This window comes from Streptomyces mayteni (genome assembly GCF_054783955.1).
The window spans coordinates 17,454-33,264 of the sequence record NZ_BAAGPR010000086.1 but is presented as its reverse complement, the minus strand read 5'-3'; the positions used below and the strand labels follow the sequence as shown (position 1 = coordinate 33,264).

The following is a 15,811-nucleotide window of genomic DNA, read 5'->3' as shown; positions in this document are numbered from 1 at the left end:
CGGCGGCTCGACCGGCTCGACCGGCCCGGCCGGTCCGGCCGAGGGCGCGGTGAGCAGCGCGAGGTAGCGGCCGAGCCTGGCGGGCAGCTCGGCCGGCCGGACGACGGCGTCGAGGTGGCCGGCCGCCAGCTGAGCCTCCGCCGTGTACGCGGCGGGGTCGGCGTCGGCCGGCCGCACCCGGGAGCCGGCGAAGCCGATCTGCGCGCCGGCGAGCCCGAGGATCACGTCGGCCCCGGCGCCGAGCGTGGCCCAGCCGCCGCCCGTTGTCGGGTCCCTGGCCACCGCGAGCTGGGGCAGCCCGGCCGCCCTGGTGAGGGCCGACTCGTGTGCCACCCGCTGGAGTTGGCTCAGCGCCCGCATGCCCTCCTGCATCCGGCTGCCGCCGGTGGCGATCAACGTCACGACCGGCAGGCGTCGTTCCCTGGCCGTGGCGTGGGCCGCGGCGAGCCGGTCGCCGGTGCGCTCGCCGAGCGAGCCGCCGAGGAAGCCGAACTCGAAGGAGATCGCCACCGCCTCCCGGCCGCCGACGCGGGCGATCCCGCACACCACCGACTCGGTCTCCCCGGTGCGGGCGGTCGCCGCCGCCCTGGCCTCGCCGTAGCCGGCCCAGCCGATCGGGCCGTCCGGCGCCGTCGCCCCGGCCCCGGCCCCGGCCCCGGCCGACGGCTCCGGCAGTTCCTCGAAGTGGTCCGCGACGGCGGCCAGCGCGCCGCGGGCCGTCAGCCGGTCGCTCATGACGTGCCGGCCGTCAGGGCGCGCTTCAGCAGCTTGCCCATGTCGTTGCGCGGCAGGCTGTCCATGAACCGCACGGTACGCGGTCGTTTGTGCGGGGCCAGCTCCCGCGCGACGTGGTCGGCGAGCTCGGCCTCGGTCGGCGGCGCCGCCGGGTCGGTCGGCACCACCCAGGCGACGATCCGCTCGCCCAGGTCCTGGTCGGGCTCGCCGGTGACCGCGGCCTCCCGTACCCCCGGGTGGTCGAGCAGCGCGTTCTCCACCTCGCCGGCGCCGATCTTGTAGCCGCCGCTCTTGATCAGGTCGGTGGCCCGGCGGCCCACGATCCGCACCGAGCCGTCGGCCTCCCTGGCCGCCAGGTCGCCGGTGCGGAACCAGCCGCCAGGCGCGAAGGCGTCGGCGGTGGCGTCGGGCCGGTTGAGGTAGCCGGTGAACAGGCTGGGCCCGCGCAGCTGGATCTCGCCGACCGTCTCGCCGTCCCACGCGTCGAGCGCGGCGCCCGCCTCGTCCACCAGGCGCAGCTCCATGCCGTCGAGCGGCAGCCCTACGGTGCCGGTGCGCGGCGGCCCGTCGACGGGCACCGCGGTGGTGATCAGGGTCTCGGTCATGCCGTAGCGCTCGATCACCGGCCGCCCGGCGGCCGCCTCGATCCGCCGGTGGTCGGGCAGCGGCAGCGCGGCCGATCCTGACACCAGCAGCCGGGCGTCGGCCAGCGCCTTGGCCAGCGGTTCGTCGCCGGCCGTCAGCGCCTCGGCGATGCGGTGGTACATGGTGGGTACCCCGAAGAGCATGGTGCCGCCGGCCGCGAGCTCCCGCGCCACGCCCTCGGTGGCGAAGCGGCCCAGGTGCCGCAGGGCGCCGCCGCGCCGCAGCGGGCCGAGCACGCCGAGGATCAACCCGTGCACGTGGAACAGCGGCAGGGCGTGCACCAGCACGTCGTCCGCCGTCCAGTGCCAGGCCGCCGCGAGCCCGTCGAGGGTGGCGGCGATGGCGCGGCGCGGCAGCACGGCGCCCTTGGGCGGCCCGGTGGTGCCCGAGGTGTAGACGATCAGCGCCGGCGCCTCGTCGTCGGTCGGCTCGGCCGGCGGCGCGACGGGCGGCGCCGCGAGGTCCACGGCGCGGTGCGGCAACGCGGCGAGCGGCGCTGGCAGTTCGTCGCCCGGCGCGGTCAGCACCAGCTCGGGCGCGCAGTCGGCCACGATGTGGACCAGCTCGCGTTCGCCGATCTTCGGGTTGAGCGGCACGGCCTCGACGCCGGCGAGCAGCGCGGCCAGCACGCCCACCGCGGTCTCGGTGGTGGGCGTGGCCCAGACGGCGACCCGCCGGACGCCGGACAGCTCGGCGGCCAGGGCGCCGGCCGCGCCGGCGAGACGGGCGTAGGAGAGGTCGGGGCCCGCGCCGAAGCGCAGCGCCGGACGGTCGGTGCCGGCGGCCAGGGCGGGGAACAGCGGCGGCATGCGGTGCGCTCCTTCGGAGGAGTGGACGGATGAACTGGTTCTAGCCGAAGCCGCGGCTAGCCAAGCTCGGGGATGGCGACGAACGCCAGCCAGACGACGGGCGGCACGGCGGCCACGATCACCCCGCCGTAGACCATCAGCTGCCGGAAGAAGCGTTCCCGGTCGACGTCGGGCGCGGCGGCCAGCACCAGCGCGCCGTTGGTGGAGAAGGGGCTGACGTCCACCACGGTGGCGGAGACGGCGAGTGCGGCGATCATGCCGGCCGCGCCGATCTCGCCCTGGAGCAGGAACGGCACGGCGAGCGGGATGAGCGCGCCCATGATGCCGACGGAGGAGGCGAAGGCCGACACGATGGCGCCGATGTAGCAGATCAGCACGGCGGCGAGCAGGGGGACGCCGATGTCCCCGACCGCGTTGCCCGCGTACTCGATGGTGCCCATCTCCTCGAGCACCCCGACGTAGGTGAGGACGCCGCAGATCAGCAGCACGGTGGGCCAGGCGATCTCGCCGACGGCTCGCTTGCCGACCGCCGGCCAGGCCACGTTGAGCAGCACGGCCAGGGTGATGGCGGTGAGGCCGGCGTCCAGTTCGAAGACGAGCACGGCGAGCACGAGCGCGAGCAGCGCGACGAGAGTGGCGGCGCGGGCCGGGTCGAGGGTGGCGGCCTCCCGGTCGCGGGCGTCGTCCACGGTGGTGGCCCCGCCGAGTTTCAGGCCGCCGAAGAGCACGAACACGATGCCGGCGATGAGCAGGTTGACGACGAGGCTGGCGAAGAACAGGCCGAGTTCGCTGCCGGGCAGGCCCTCGCGGTCGACGATGCCGTTGACGATGGTGCCGTAGATGCTGATCGGCGAGAAGCCGCCGCCCTGGGCGCCGTGCACCACCATGGCGCCCATCAGCAGCGGGCTGATGGCGTAGCGGGCGGCGAAGCTGAGCGCGATGGGCGCGACGATGGCGACGGCGGCCGGGGAGAGCGCGCCGATGCCGGTGAGGACCGCGGTGATCGCGAACATCACCCAGGGGATCAGTGATATTCGGCCGCGGACCAGGCGGATGGCGGCGTGCACCACCCAGTCCGTGGTGCCGTTGGCGCGGGCGATGGCGAACAGGTAGGTGACGCCGACCAGCACGACGAACAGGTCGCCAGGGAAGCCGGCGAAGATGCCGTCGCTGTCGAGGTCGGCGACCAGTTCCCCGACGCCGAAGGCGGCGGCGAAGGAGAGGACGCCCATGTTGATCGAGCGGGTGGTGGCGATCACGAAGACCACCACCAGGACGAGGATGGAGATCAGTTCGGGGGACAACGGGGGCTCCTCCCCTTCAGCTGCGGCCGTCATTGGCCGAGTGGCTGAACCACAGTGGAGCGGCTGGAAATGACCGTCAAGGCTCCCGACGAAATTGGTTCAGCCACTCGGCCACCGGGCCGGTCGGCGGGCCGGTGCTACGCTGCGCTCAGCCGGTGGGAGGGGGCCAGGTATGTCCGAGGCGCTACGGCCGATGCCCAGGCCGCGGCTGTACGAACAGGTCGTGGACCGGCTGCGGAGCTACGTCGGCGAGGCCGGCCTGCGGGCCGGCGACCGGCTGCCGCCGGAGCGCGAGCTGTCGCAACGGCTCGGGGTGAGCCGGGCGTCGGTGCGGCAGGCCATCGTGGTCCTGGAGGTACAGGGCCTGGTCGAGGTGCGGCACGGCGGCGGCACCTATCTGCGGCGGGACAGCCTGGACGCGGAGCCGGTGGAACAACTGGTCGAGCGGCGCCGCCGGCTGCCGGAGGTGTTGGAGGCGCGGGAGGCGCTGGAGACCAAGCTGGCCGAGCTCGCCGCGGAGCGGCGCACGGCCGACGACCTGACGGCGCTGCGGGCCGCGCTCGACCACATGACCGAGGAGATCGCCGCCGGCGCGGACGGCGTGGAGGGCGACCGCCGCTTCCACGCGGCGGTCACGGCGGCGGCGCACAGCGGCCTGCTGGCCGACTTCATGCGGTCCATCGCGGAGCAGATCGCGGAGAGCCGCGTCGAGTCCCTCCGCCAACCGGGCCGCCCGGCCCGGTCGTTGGCCCAACACCGGGCGATCCTCGAAGCGATCGAGTCCGCCAACGGAAAGGCGGCCGCCACCGCCATGCGCCGCCACGTCCGCACGGTCGCGAAGGTCCGCCTCCTGGACTGGGAACCGGACCACTAGCCGGTCCGGCCCGAAGAGCGGAACGCTGGCGCCACGGCAGTTGGGCCGACACCGGCACGACGGGCCTGCACCCGCCACCACTCGTCCCGCGCCGGCGCCGAGCGTGCCGGGCTAGACGGACGGTCTGGCCTGCGGCGGCCGCCGTTTCCAGTTCTGCGCCGGCGCCGAGCGCGACGGGCCCTTGCCACGCGACCCAGTTGGGTCGGCCGCCCGGTGAGGAGCGGCGCCGGCTTCCCCGGAAGGCGCTACGCCGGCCGCGTGAGTGGCCGCCGACCAACGGCACGCCCCACCGGCTGGGTCGCCCGGCGCAGCCGGGCCGCACGAACCGACCGGGGCCATGCGAGGCCGGCCGCCCGAAAGGCGCCAACATGCTGCTGAGAGGCGGACCTGCCCAGCCCGCGGGGCCAGGGCCGTGCGACGGCACCCGCCCGGCGGGCGCCCCGCGCCAGCTGCCCCAAGTGCCCAGCGCAGCCGACCAGTTGGGCCCCGCTCGCCGGCCCACCGGCCGGCGCCGGGCCAGGCCGGCCGCCCGAAGGGCCACCCGGTGTGTCGGCCAGTCGCAACGGCCGTCCGACCAACTGGCGGGCGTCCAAGCACCCGACGCAGCCGGCCCGGGGCCGTGCGACGGCGCCCGCCCAACCGGTGCCCCGCGCCAGCTGCCCCAAGTGCCAGATGCAGCAGACCAGTTGCGCTCAGGTCACCGGCCTGCGGGGCCTGGCCAGGGCCAGCAGGCCGCCGGCATGCCGGCCAGTCGCAACGGCCATCACGCCAACTAGCGGCCGAACACCCGGCGCAGCCGGCCCGCAGGGCCGGGGCCGTGCGACGGCACCCGCCCGAGGGGCGCCCCGCGCCAGCTGCCCCAAACGCCAGGCGCAGCAGACCAGTTGCGCCCAGGTCACCAGCCTGCGGGGGCCGGCCGGTGGCCAGCAGGCCGCCGGCATGCCGGCCAGTCGCAACGGCCATCACGCCAACTAGCGGCCGAACACCCGGCGCAGCCCGCCCGCAGGGCCGGAGGCCCCGGCCCGGGCGTCCGGCCCGGGCAGGGCCGCGGGCCCTCGGCCGGGGCCGGGCTAGGCCACCCGCCGAGGGCGGGTGGGTGGGCCCGCCCCGGCACCGGCCCGCCCCTACCCCGCTACTTCCGGAGGAACCACGTCGAGAGCGCCCGCCACCGCGGCTGCCCCCGCGCCGGGTCGTCGGCGCCCGGCGCGCCGGCCGGGAGGCCGATCGGCGGCACCGCCTGGGGGGCGCCAGGCGCCGCCGGGAAGGTCATGAAGGCCGGCGGCTCCGCCGCCCCACTCGCCGGCACCCGGGTCGGCGACATCAGCGGCAGCTCGATCGGCATCCGCACCACGTACGACGGGCCCCACGTCAGGTCCCGCTCGTCGATGGCCAGCCGCAGCGTCGGCAGCCGGTGCAGCAGCCGCCGCACCGCCGCCTCCACGATCATCGAGCCGAGGTCCTGCGCCGGGCAGGCGTGCGCTCCCGCGCCCCACGCGAGGTGGGCGCGGCTGACGCGGAGCGCGTCCTCGTCCACCGGCCGCACCGCGGGGTCGGTTCCCGAGGCGGCCATCGAGACGATCACCAGGTCGCCGGCGCCGATCTCGTACTGGCCCAACGCCGTGGGCGCGGTCGCCCAGTTCATGAAGACGTTATGCACCGGCGGGTCGTCCCAGAGGACCCGGTTGGCCGCCTCGGGCAGCGTGACGACGCCCTTCTCGACGTCGCCCCGCAGCCGGTCGTCCGTGACGAGGCGCAGCAGCGTGGCCGCGATCCAGGCCGAGGTGGGGCCGAGGCCGCCCTGCAGCAGCAGCCGCACCTGGTCGGCGACCTCGTCCGGGTCGAAGACGCCGGTGCCGTACTGGGCGATCAGCCAGGAGGTCAGGTCGGCGCCCGGCGCCTTCAGCTTCTCCTCGACCTGTTCCCGCATCAGCTCGTCCATCCGCCGCGCGGCCGCCGTGGCGCCCGGGCCGGCCTGGACGATCTCGAGGACGGTCTGCGAGACGGCGGTGGCCCGCTCCTCCGGCATGCCGAGCAGGCCCATCATGACGAGCATGGGGAGCGGCTGGGCGTACCAGGCGACGACGTCGACCGGGCCGAAGGCCGGGAACGCGTCGATCAGTTGGTCGGCGAGGTGGTCGACGTAGCCGTGGGTGTGTTCCGGGTGGAGGCCGGCCAGCGCCTGGTCGATCGGCGACCTGAGCCGCTGGTGCTCGGTGCCGTCGGTGGAGAACATGTTCCGCCGGCGCTCGGTCTGCTGCACGAGCGGGTGGTCGGGCACCCGGCCCTCGGCCTGGTCGCGCCACCAGCGGGAGTCGTGCGTGAACAGCCCCGACCGGTTGTTGAGGACCTCGAGCTGCTCCCGGTGGCCGAGCACGAGCCAGCCCCTGAAGCCGCCCCGCTCGTCCACCTCGACAGGCACCACCGGCCCGTACTTCTCTCTCAGCCCTCGGTAGAAGGCGGTCGGGTCGTCCTCGAACTCGGGCCCGTACATGGGGACGTAGCTGGCCGGAGCGCCGGCCCTGGGCGGCCAGGGGGCGCCGTCGGGGGTCAGCGGGGCAGGGGAGGTCATGGAACTCCGAACGGTGATGGACGGTGCGTCACGGGTCGGTAGGTGATCGTATTACCTCAACTCCCTTGTGAGGGGGCCGATTCGGCCTTCCTCACACCCGCGTCACACGACGCGCCCACCGCTCCCCCGCACCGTCCCCGGCTCAGGCCCCCCGGTTCAAGAAGTGGGGATGGTGGTGAGGAACTCGCCGGTCCACGCGAGCAGGTCGCGCCCGGCCAGCGGCTTGCCGCCGATCCGGGCCGTGGTGGGCCTGGGCACCAGCACCTGCCGGGTGGCCCGCTTCACCACCGAGCCCGGGTAGACGCGGTTCAGCCTGAGCTCCTGCGACTCGCGCAACTCGACCGGGGAGAACCGGATCTTGTTGCCCTGGAGCGTGATGTCCGTCACCCCGCAGGAGCGGGCCAGCATCCGCAGCCCGGCGACCAGCAGCAGGTTCTCGGTCGGCTCGGGCAGCGGCCCGTAGCGGTCGGTCAACTCCTCGCGGACCGCCCTGATGTCCTCCTCGGTGTTGGCGGCCGCGATGGATCGGTACGCCTGGAGCCGCAGCCGTTCGCCCGGCGCGTAGTCGTGCGGGACGTGCGCGTCCACCGGGAGTTCGATCTTGACCTCGAGCAGCGACTCCTCGGGCTCGACCCCGGTGCCGGCCTCCAGCGCGGACCGGTAGTCGGCGACGGCCTCGCCGACCATCCGCACGTAGAGGTCGAAGCCGACGCCCGCGATGTGCCCCGACTGCTCGCCGCCCAGCAGGTTGCCGGCGCCGCGGATCTCCAGGTCCTTCATCGCCACGTACATGCCGGCGCCCATCTCGGTGTGCTGGGCGATGGTGGCGAGCCGCTCGTGCGCGGTCTCGGTGAGCGGCTTCTCCGGCGGGTAGAGGAAGTAGGCGTAGCCGCGTTCCCGGCCGCGGCCCACCCGGCCGCGGAGCTGGTGGAGTTGGGAGAGGCCGAAGGTGTCGCCGCGCTCCACGATCAGGGTGTTGGCGTTGGAGATGTCGATGCCGGACTCGACGATCGTCGTCGAGACGAGCACGTCGAACTTCTTCTCCCAGAAGTCCACCACCACCTGCTCCAGCGAGGTCTCGCCCATCTGCCCGTGGGCGGTGGCGATCCGCGCCTCGGGCACGATCGCGCGCAGCCGGCTCGCCACCCGGTCGATGGACTCGACCCGGTTGTGGATGTAGAACACCTGGCCCTCGCGCAGCAGTTCGCGCCGGATGGCGGCGCCGATCTGCCGCTCCTCGTAGGCGCCGACGAAGGTCAGCACCGGGTGCCGCTCCTCGGGCGGGGTGGTGATGGTGGACATCTCGCGGATGCCGGTCACCGCCATCTCCAGGGTGCGCGGGATCGGCGTCGCGGACATCGTCAGCACGTCCACGTTGGCCCGCAGCTTCTTCAGCTGTTCCTTGTGCTCGACGCCGAACCGCTGTTCCTCGTCGACGATGACGAGGCCGAGGTCCTTGAACTTCACCTCGGAGGAGAACAGCCGGTGGGTGCCGATGACGACGTCGACGGTGCCGTCCCGCAGCCCTTCGAGGACGGCCCGCGCGTCGGCGTCCGACTGGAAGCGCGAGAGTGGCCGGACATTGACCGGAAACTGCGCGTAGCGTTCCGAGAAGGTGCCGAAGTGCTGCTGCACGAGCAGCGTGGTGGGCACCAGCACCGCCACCTGCTTGCCGTCCTGGACGGCCTTGAACGCGGCGCGCACCGCGATCTCGGTCTTGCCGTAGCCGACGTCGCCGCAGATCAGCCGGTCCATCGGGACCGACTTCTCCATGTCGTCCTTGACCTCGCCGATGGTGGTCAGCTGGTCGGGGGTCTCGGCGTAGGGGAAGGCGTCCTCCAGCTCGCGCTGCCAGGGGGTGTCCTGGCCGAAGGCGTGTCCTGGGGCGGCCATCCTGGCCGAGTAGAGCTTGATCAGGTCGGCGGCGATCTCCTTGACGGCCTTGCGGGCGCGGGCCTTGGTCTTGGTCCAGTCGGCGCCGCCCAGCCGGTGCAGCGAGGGCGCCTCGCCGCCGACGTACTTGGTGACGAGGTCGAGCTGGTCGGTGGGGACGAACAGCCGGTCGCCCGGCTGGCCGCGCTTCGCCGGCGCGTACTCGACGAGCAGGTACTCGCGGGTGGCGCCCTGCACGGTGCGCTGCACCATCTCGATGTAGCGGCCGACGCCGTGCTGCTCGTGCACGATGTAGTCGCCGGCGACGAGGGTCAGCGGGTCGAGGGTCTTGCGGCGCCGCGCCGGCATCCGGGCGCCGTCCTTGCCTGCGGTCTTCTGCCCGGTGAGGTCGGTCTCGGTGAGCACGACGAGGCGCGGCCCTGGCGCCAGGAAGCCGTGCTCGATCGCGCCGCACGCGACCTGGACGACGGCGGGCGCCGGCTCGCCGGTCAGCGCGGGCGCGAGGCGGGCCGCGATGCCCTCGCCGCCGAGCACCTCGACGGTGCGGCTGGCCGGCCCGTGGCCCTCGGTGAGGTAGACGACCCGCCAGCCGTCGGCGAGCCAGCCCTTGGTGTCGGCGAGGGCGCGGGCGGTGTCGCCGCGGTAGCTCTCGGCGGCGCGCAGGCCGAGCCTGAGGACGTCGTCGCCCTCGTCCATGGCCTCGTCGCCGGACGCCTGGGAGAACGGTGAGACCGACCACCAGGGCATGCCGAGCTCGGCGGCCCGCTCCCGCACCTCGGCGAGGCCGCGCAGCGAGGCGGCGCCGACGTCGATCGGGGCCTCGCCGGTGTCGGACATGGCGGCGGCCGCCCAGGACGCCTGGAGGAACTCCTGGCTGGTGGCGACCAGGTCGGCGGCCCTGGTGCGGACCCGCTCGGGGTCGCAGACCACGGTCATGGCGCCGGCCGGCAGCACGTCGATCAGCAGCTCCATGTCGTCGACCAGCACCGGAGCCAGCGACTCCATGCCGTCGACGGCGATGCCCTCGGCGATCTTGCCGAGCAGCTCGTCGAGCTCGGGGTGGTCGGTCGCCAGCGCGGCGGCGCGGGCCCGCACGTCCTCGGTGAGCAGCAGCTCGCGGCAGGGCGGCGCCCACAGGCCGTGCTCGGCGACCTCCAGGGACCGCTGGTCGGCGACCTTGAAGTAGCGGATCTCCTCGACGTCGTCGCCCCAGAACTCCACCCGCAGCGGGTGTTCCTCGGTGGGCGGGAACACGTCGAGGATGCCGCCGCGGACGGCGAACTCGCCGCGCTTCTCGACCAGTTCGACCCGGGAGTAGGCGGCGGCCGCCAGGGCTTCGGTGATCAGGCCGAGGTCGGCGGTCTGGCCCGGCCGCAGGCTGACGGGCTCCAGGTCGCCGAGCCCCTTGACCTGCGGTTGCAGCACCGCCCTGATGGGCGCCACGACCACGGAGACCGGCCCGGTGCCCGGGTCGTCATCGCGCGGGTGGGCCAGCCGGCGCAGCACGGCGAGCCGCCGGCCGACGGTGTCGGCGCGCGGCGAGAGCCGCTCGTGCGGCAGGGTCTCCCAGGCCGGGAACTCGACGACGGCGTCGGCGGCGGGCAGCGGCGACCGGAGCGCGGCGGCCAGGCCCTCGGCCTCCCGGCCGGTCGCGGTCACGGCGAGCACGGGGCGCCGGGCGCCGGCGAGCGCGGCGACGGCGAACGGCCGCGCCGCGGGCGGGCCGACCAGGTCGACATGGCGACGCCGGCCCTCGGCGGCGGCCGAGACGGCCTCCGCCAGGGCGGGATCGTGACGTACGGCGTCGAGCAGACCGGTGAGAGACATCAGGGCACGCTTCCGTCCGCGACGAAGCCGCTCGGCGTGAGCGGCTCGGCTTGTGCAGCTTGGCTTGACCACCCTCGTGCCGCCGGCGCGCGCCGCGCGCTCGGGCGCGCGGGCACCACGAAGGTCCCGACACGGATCCTCCGGCCGGGTTCGCCCGGCGACCTCGCCGGGCAGCTCCCAAGGGTACGTTCCCGCGCCGCTTCGGTGCGCGCCAGGCACAGCCCGCCGCCCATCCCGCGCGCCGCCGTGGCTGATCGCGCCCACGCGGCGCAGCCGCCCGACGACACGCCCCGCGCCCCTGCGGGGCACACCCACCACAGGCCGCCACGCGTCCCACGCACCGCCGTGGCTGATCGCGCCCACGCGGCGGAGCCGCCCGACGACACGTCCCGCGCCCCTACGGGGCGGCTGCCGCAGGCGGGTGGGCAACACCGCGACCCGGCCCGTCCCGCCAGCCCGCCGCAGGCGACCCGCAGGGGACGGCACGATCTCCAGAGAATCTTCACCACACCGTTCGGCGTCCCTGATCGAAGCTTCAACTACGTTCGGTGCGCACCCACCCCCCACGCACCCGGAGGTGCATCCCATGGCCGGAGGCTGGCTGGACCGCTCGCGGATCACCGCTCCGCCCGGCTGGAACCGCTGGCTGGTGCCGCCCGCCGCGCTCTCCGTGCACCTGGCCATCGGGCAGGCCTACGCGTGGAGCGTCTTCAAGCCGCCGCTCGAGGAGGCGCTGGGTCTGAGCGGCACGCAGAGCGCGCTGCCGTTCCAGCTCGGCATCGTGATGCTCGGCCTGTCGGCCGCCTTCGGCGGCACCCTGGTGGAGCGCAACGGGCCGCGGTGGGCGATGTTCGTCTCCGCCGTCTGTTTCTCCTCCGGGTTCCTGATCTCGGGCCTCGGCGTGCTGACCGAGCAGTTCTGGCTGGTGGTGCTCGGCTACGGCTTCGTCGGCGGCATCGGGCTCGGCATCGGCTACATCTCGCCGGTGTCGACGCTGATCAAGTGGTTCCCCGACCGGCCTGGCATGGCCACCGGCATCGCGATCATGGGCTTCGGCGGCGGCGCGCTGATCGCCTCGCCCTGGTCGAGCGAGATGCTGGACACCTTCGGCACCGACACCGGCGGCATCGCCACCGCCTTCGCGGTGCACGGCGTCGTCTACGCCGTGTTCATGTCGCTCGGGGTCTGGCTGGTCAGGGTGCCGGCCGATCCGTCGCCTGCCGCGGCCGCGATGGCCAGGGTCAGCGCCGGCACCGCCGCGATCCGCGTCTCGGCCCGCACGGCGATCCGCACTCCGCAGTTCTGGTGCCTGTGGGTGGTGCTGTGCTGCAACGTCACGGCCGGCATCGGCATCCTGGAGAAGGCCGCGCCGATGATCCAGGACTTCTTCGCCGGGACCGACGCCCCCGTCTCGGCCGCCGCGGCCGCCGGCTTCGTCGCGCTGCTCTCGCTCTGCAACATGTCGGGGCGGATCGTCTGGTCCTCCACCTCCGACCTGGTGGGCCGCAAGAACATCTACCGGCTCTACCTGGGCGTCGGCGCGCTCCTCTATCTCACCCTGGCGCTGGCCGGCAACGCCTCGAAGCCGCTGTTCCTGGTGGCCACCCTGCTGCTGCTCTCCTTCTACGGCGGCGGCTTCGCGACCATCCCGGCCTATCTGCGCGACCTGTTCGGCACCTACCAGGTCGGCGCGATCCACGGCCGGCTGCTCACCGCCTGGTCGGTGGCCGGCGTCCTCGGCCCGCTGATCGTCAACGCGATCGCCGACAGCCAGGAGTCGGCCGGCCACACAGGACCCGACCTCTACACCGTCTCGTTCTTCGTCATGATCGGGCTGCTGGTGACCGGCTTCGTGGCCAACGAGCTCGTCCGCCCGGTGGCCGCGCGACACCACGAGCCGGCACCGGAAGTCGTCCCGTCACCCGAGCCCAAGGGAGCCACCAGGTGAACACCCGCGCCCTCCTCGCCCTCACCTGGCTCTGGGTCGGCCTCCCCCTGACCTACGGCCTGGTCGAACTCGTCCGCAAGGCGGCCCAGCTGTTCACGGGGTGACGCCGGCCGCCCGTCAGGGCGCCACCCGTCAGCTGGCTACCCGGATGGCCGGCCGGTGGCTGACCGGGAAGTTGACCGAGTTGGCGATGAAACAGGCCCGGTGCGCGTCCTCGTGGAGCTCGGTGGCGGCGGCCAGCATGCTCTCCTCGGCCACCGTCACCACCGGGGTGAGCACCACCTCGGTGAAGTGGCCCGAGCCGGCCGACTCCGCCATGGTGCCGCGCGCCGCGTCCTCGTAGGACGTCACGACCACGCCCTTGAGCGCGCAGAGCGCGAGGTAGCTCAGCATGTGGCACTGGGAGAGCGAGACGACCAGCATCTCCTCCGGGTTCCACCGCTCCGGGTCCCCCACGAAGGTCTTGTCGGCGCTGGCCACGATCATCGTCGGCTTGCCGGCGGCCGTGACCTCGGTGTCCCGCGAGTACGACCGGTAGCCGGCGGTGCCCTCGCCCGTGTTGCCCGTCCAGCGGACCGTGACCTGGTAGCCGTGTTCCCTGGTTCTGCTCATACGCCCCAGTATCGCCGAGCGCCCACCCACGGCGGAGATCTGACGGTTCGTGACGTGTGCACGTCTTTGCCAAGCTGTTACCTGAATCACGCCACGCAGAAACGTTCGACCGAAAGCATGTCCCACGCACCCCCACGCGGCTCGGCCGAGCCGCAACCACCCCCACCCCACAGGGAGTTCGCGTGCTCCAGTTGCGCAGCTCGATCTTCACGGGCAAGTTCTACGCGCGTCGATACCTGGGATTCATAGCCGCCCTCACCGGCCTGATATCCATAGCCACCCTCTTCTCGGGGCCGACCGCCCAGGCGGCGCTGCCCACCCCGGTCAGCGCGGCCACCGCCCGGTCCTACCTGGCCTCCCTCACGGTCGCCACCGAGAACCGCACCGGCTACAACCGCGACCTGTTCCCGCACTGGATCACCCAGAGCGGCTCCTGCAACACCCGCGAGGTCGTCCTCCAGCGCGACGGCACCAACGTGGTGACCGACTCCAGCTGTGCCGCCACCAGCGGCCGCTGGTACTCCGTCTACGACGGCGCCACCTGGACCGCCGCATCCGACGTGGACATCGACCACGTCGTCCCGCTCGCCGAGGCCTGGGACTCCGGCGCCAGCTCCTGGACCACGGCCCGCCGCCAGGCGTTCGCCAACGACCTGACCCGCCCGCAGCTCATCGCCGTCACGGACAATGTCAACCAGTCCAAGGGCGACCGGGACCCGGCCGAATGGATGCCGCCGCTCAGCAGCTACCGCTGTGTCTACGCCCGTGCGTGGGTACAGGTGAAGTACTACTACGGCCTGTCCGTGGACTCGGCTGAGAAGAGCGCGCTCACCAGCATCCTCAACGGCTGCTGATCCCCACCGTCTCCAAACCCCCACAACTCCGGCGGCTGGCGGGAACGCCCCCCACCGTCGACCGGGCCCCACGCCCGGGCGACGCCTCGCCACCCCCGCCGGAACGTCCCTCCTCCGCCGCGCCACGTCGTGCTCACAACCCGGCGAGCGGCGGAGGAGGGCTTCGTCTTCCCCGGGCCGCCTCGGCCGGCGCCTGCCGAATTCCCGTGAATTCCAGCAGGTCCGCATTCCCGTCCGCTCAACTACGGAACGCGACGAAAAGCGCGAGTCTTCACCCGGGAATGACCGAAAGTCTATGCTGGGTGGCGTGCGTAGCGATCTTTTCAAACCCGAATACCAGGCCCAGCCGCCCACCGCGCCGGGCATGACCCTGCAGCACGCCAAGGCGATCAAGTACGTGGTGAACGGCGAGTGCCACGCCCGTCAGGGATCGATGGTGGCGTTCCGCGGCAACCTGCAGTTCGAGGTGAAGTCGCAGGGCGTCGGGAACTTCCTGCGGCGCGCGGTCACCGGCGAGGGCCTGCCGCTGATGGCCGTGCGCGGCCAGGGCGAGGTGTGGCTCGCGCACAACTCGCAGAACTGCTTCGTGATGGATCTCGACCAGCCGGGCGAGGCACTGTCGATCAACGGCCGCAACGTGCTGGCCTTCGACCCGACGCTCTCCTACGAGATCAAGATGGTCGGCGGCGCCGGAATGACCGGCGGCGGCCTCTTCAACTGCCTGTTCACCGGCCAGGGCCGGATCGGCCTGATCTCGGACGGCGAGCCGATCATCATCCCGGTGACGGGCCAGGCGCCGGTCTATGTGGACACCGACGCGGTGGTCGGCTGGTCGGCCAACCTTCAGACGTCGATCAACCGCAGCCAGAGCATGGGCTCGATGCTCCGCGGTGGCTCGGGCGAGGCGATGCAACTGGCGCTCCAGGGCGAGGGCTTCGTCATCGTCCAGCCGAGCGAGCTGAAGCCGCCGCCGGGGCAGTAGCCAGGGGCGGTAGTCGGGGGGCGGTAGCCGGCGGGGCGGTGTACGCTGCCCCCGTTCGTGTTCGTTCAGGAGTGAGTAACGAGGGAGGTGAGGTTGATGACCGCGCTCAGGGCCACCGCGTGCAGCGCCCGGGTCTCCCTCATGTCCCGGGTCGTGGCCTGACCTCGACCAGCCCGACCAACCTCACTCCGAAACGGATCCTCATCCATCATGAACGACACGTGGATCACGCGCGCCGAGACCGGCGCCGACGTTCCCGCCATCCGCGAGATCGATCTCGCGGCCTTCCCGACCGCACTCGAAGCGGACCTCGTCGAGGCGCTGCGCGCTGACGACACCGCCTGGCTCGACGGCCTCTCGCTCGTCGCCACCGAGCCGGACGGCCGCCTCGTCGGCCACGCGCTGCTGACCCGCTGCCACGTCGGCGACACCCCGGCCCTCTGCCTCGGCCCGGTCGCGGTGCGGCCCGACCGGCAGCGGACGGGCGCCGGCTCGGCGGCCGTCGTGGCCGCGCTGGCGGCGGCGCGGGAGCGCGGTGAGCGGTACGTCGTCGTCCTCGGACACTCGGCGTACTACCCGCGCTTCGGCTTCACCCGCGCCTCGGCGCACGGCATCGGCGTGACCTTCGACGTCCCGGACGAGGCCCTGATGGCCCTCGCCCTCGACGCCGCCCGCCCTCCCCCAGCTTCGCTGGGAGGTGCCCCCATGCCGTCCGGCACCGTCCGCTACGCGGCGCCGTTCGGCGTCTGACGCGTCCGG

12 protein-coding genes are annotated in these 15,811 nt (G+C 73.4%); 6 read left to right on the top strand and 6 right to left on the bottom strand.

Going from position 1 to position 15,811, the window contains the following annotated elements:
- The 3 genes from ACYVPE_RS29325 to ACYVPE_RS29315 form a co-directional block, all read right to left on the bottom strand.
- Positions 1-735: carboxyl transferase domain-containing protein (locus tag ACYVPE_RS29325; RefSeq protein ID WP_461036760.1), on the bottom strand; the 735-nt coding region annotated here is incomplete at its 3' end.
- On the bottom strand, positions 732-2,189 hold the full coding sequence (locus tag ACYVPE_RS29320) for an acyl-CoA synthetase (RefSeq protein WP_461036759.1): 1,458 nt from the start codon (positions 2,187-2,189) through the stop codon (positions 732-734). The genes ACYVPE_RS29320 and ACYVPE_RS29325, both read right to left, overlap by 4 nt.
- A gap of 56 nt (positions 2,190-2,245) precedes the next feature.
- Positions 2,246-3,493, bottom strand: coding sequence for an SLC13 family permease (locus tag ACYVPE_RS29315; protein WP_461036758.1), 1,248 nt, complete (start codon positions 3,491-3,493; stop codon positions 2,246-2,248).
- A gap of 172 nt (positions 3,494-3,665) precedes the next feature.
- On the opposite strand from ACYVPE_RS29315, the gene ACYVPE_RS29310 reads away from it, so the two are divergent.
- Positions 3,666-4,367: a FadR/GntR family transcriptional regulator gene (locus tag ACYVPE_RS29310; protein WP_461036757.1), complete on the top strand. Its 702-nt coding sequence runs from the start codon at positions 3,666-3,668 to the stop codon at positions 4,365-4,367.
- A 1,132-nt stretch (positions 4,368-5,499) separates the two neighbouring features.
- On the opposite strand, the gene ACYVPE_RS29305 is transcribed toward ACYVPE_RS29310, so the two are convergent.
- Positions 5,500-6,936 (bottom strand): cytochrome P450 family protein, encoded by a 1,437-nt coding sequence (locus tag ACYVPE_RS29305; RefSeq protein WP_461036756.1) that lies wholly within the window; start codon positions 6,934-6,936, stop codon positions 5,500-5,502.
- 156 nt (positions 6,937-7,092) lie between these two features.
- Positions 7,093-10,656 (bottom strand): transcription-repair coupling factor, encoded by a 3,564-nt coding sequence (gene mfd / locus ACYVPE_RS29300; protein ID WP_461036755.1) that lies wholly within the window; start codon positions 10,654-10,656, stop codon positions 7,093-7,095.
- Positions 10,657-11,242: 586 nt separating this feature from the next.
- On the opposite strand from mfd, the gene ACYVPE_RS29295 reads away from it, so the two are divergent.
- Together ACYVPE_RS29295 and ACYVPE_RS29290 are read left to right on the top strand one after the other, a co-directional pair.
- On the top strand, positions 11,243-12,604 hold the full coding sequence (locus tag ACYVPE_RS29295; protein WP_461036754.1) for an OFA family MFS transporter: 1,362 nt from the start codon (positions 11,243-11,245) through the stop codon (positions 12,602-12,604).
- Complete coding sequence (locus ACYVPE_RS29290) at positions 12,601-12,708, top strand: MFS transporter small subunit (protein ID WP_425086180.1); 108 nt, start codon at positions 12,601-12,603, stop codon at positions 12,706-12,708. The genes ACYVPE_RS29295 and ACYVPE_RS29290 overlap by 4 nt, the downstream gene beginning before the upstream one ends.
- Before the next feature lie 28 nt (positions 12,709-12,736).
- On the opposite strand, the gene ACYVPE_RS29285 is transcribed toward ACYVPE_RS29290, so the two are convergent.
- Positions 12,737-13,216, bottom strand: coding sequence for an OsmC family protein (locus ACYVPE_RS29285; protein ID WP_461036753.1), 480 nt, complete (start codon positions 13,214-13,216; stop codon positions 12,737-12,739).
- 191 nt (positions 13,217-13,407) lie between these two features.
- On the opposite strand from ACYVPE_RS29285, the gene ACYVPE_RS29280 reads away from it, so the two are divergent.
- From ACYVPE_RS29280 to ACYVPE_RS29270, 3 genes are all read left to right on the top strand, one after another.
- Positions 13,408-14,070, top strand: coding sequence for an HNH endonuclease family protein (locus tag ACYVPE_RS29280; RefSeq protein WP_461036761.1), 663 nt, complete (start codon positions 13,408-13,410; stop codon positions 14,068-14,070).
- Positions 14,071-14,377: 307 nt separating this feature from the next.
- Entirely contained in the window at positions 14,378-15,052 is a 675-nt protein-coding gene (locus tag ACYVPE_RS29275; RefSeq protein WP_461036752.1) for an AIM24 family protein, read from the top strand.
- Between the two features lie 210 nt (positions 15,053-15,262).
- Complete coding sequence (locus ACYVPE_RS29270) at positions 15,263-15,802, top strand: GNAT family N-acetyltransferase (protein ID WP_461036751.1); 540 nt, start codon at positions 15,263-15,265, stop codon at positions 15,800-15,802.
- Positions 15,803-15,811: the final 9 nt, after the last annotated feature.

Excerpts from the sequence above, each read along its gene's own strand:
- ACYVPE_RS29320 (WP_461036759.1), bottom strand. The coding sequence starts at position 2,189 with ATGCCGCCGCTGTTCCCCGCCCTGGCCGCCGGCACCGACCGTCCGGCG.
- ACYVPE_RS29270 (WP_461036751.1), top strand. The coding sequence starts at position 15,263 with ATGAACGACACGTGGATCACGCGCGCCGAGACCGGCGCCGACGTTCCC.
- ACYVPE_RS29285 (WP_461036753.1), bottom strand. The coding sequence starts at position 13,216 with ATGAGCAGAACCAGGGAACACGGCTACCAGGTCACGGTCCGCTGGACG.
- mfd (WP_461036755.1), bottom strand. The coding sequence starts at position 10,656 with ATGTCTCTCACCGGTCTGCTCGACGCCGTACGTCACGATCCCGCCCTG.
- ACYVPE_RS29305 (WP_461036756.1), bottom strand. The coding sequence starts at position 6,936 with ATGACCTCCCCTGCCCCGCTGACCCCCGACGGCGCCCCCTGGCCGCCC.
- ACYVPE_RS29310 (WP_461036757.1), top strand. The coding sequence starts at position 3,666 with ATGTCCGAGGCGCTACGGCCGATGCCCAGGCCGCGGCTGTACGAACAG.
- ACYVPE_RS29295 (WP_461036754.1), top strand. The coding sequence starts at position 11,243 with ATGGCCGGAGGCTGGCTGGACCGCTCGCGGATCACCGCTCCGCCCGGC.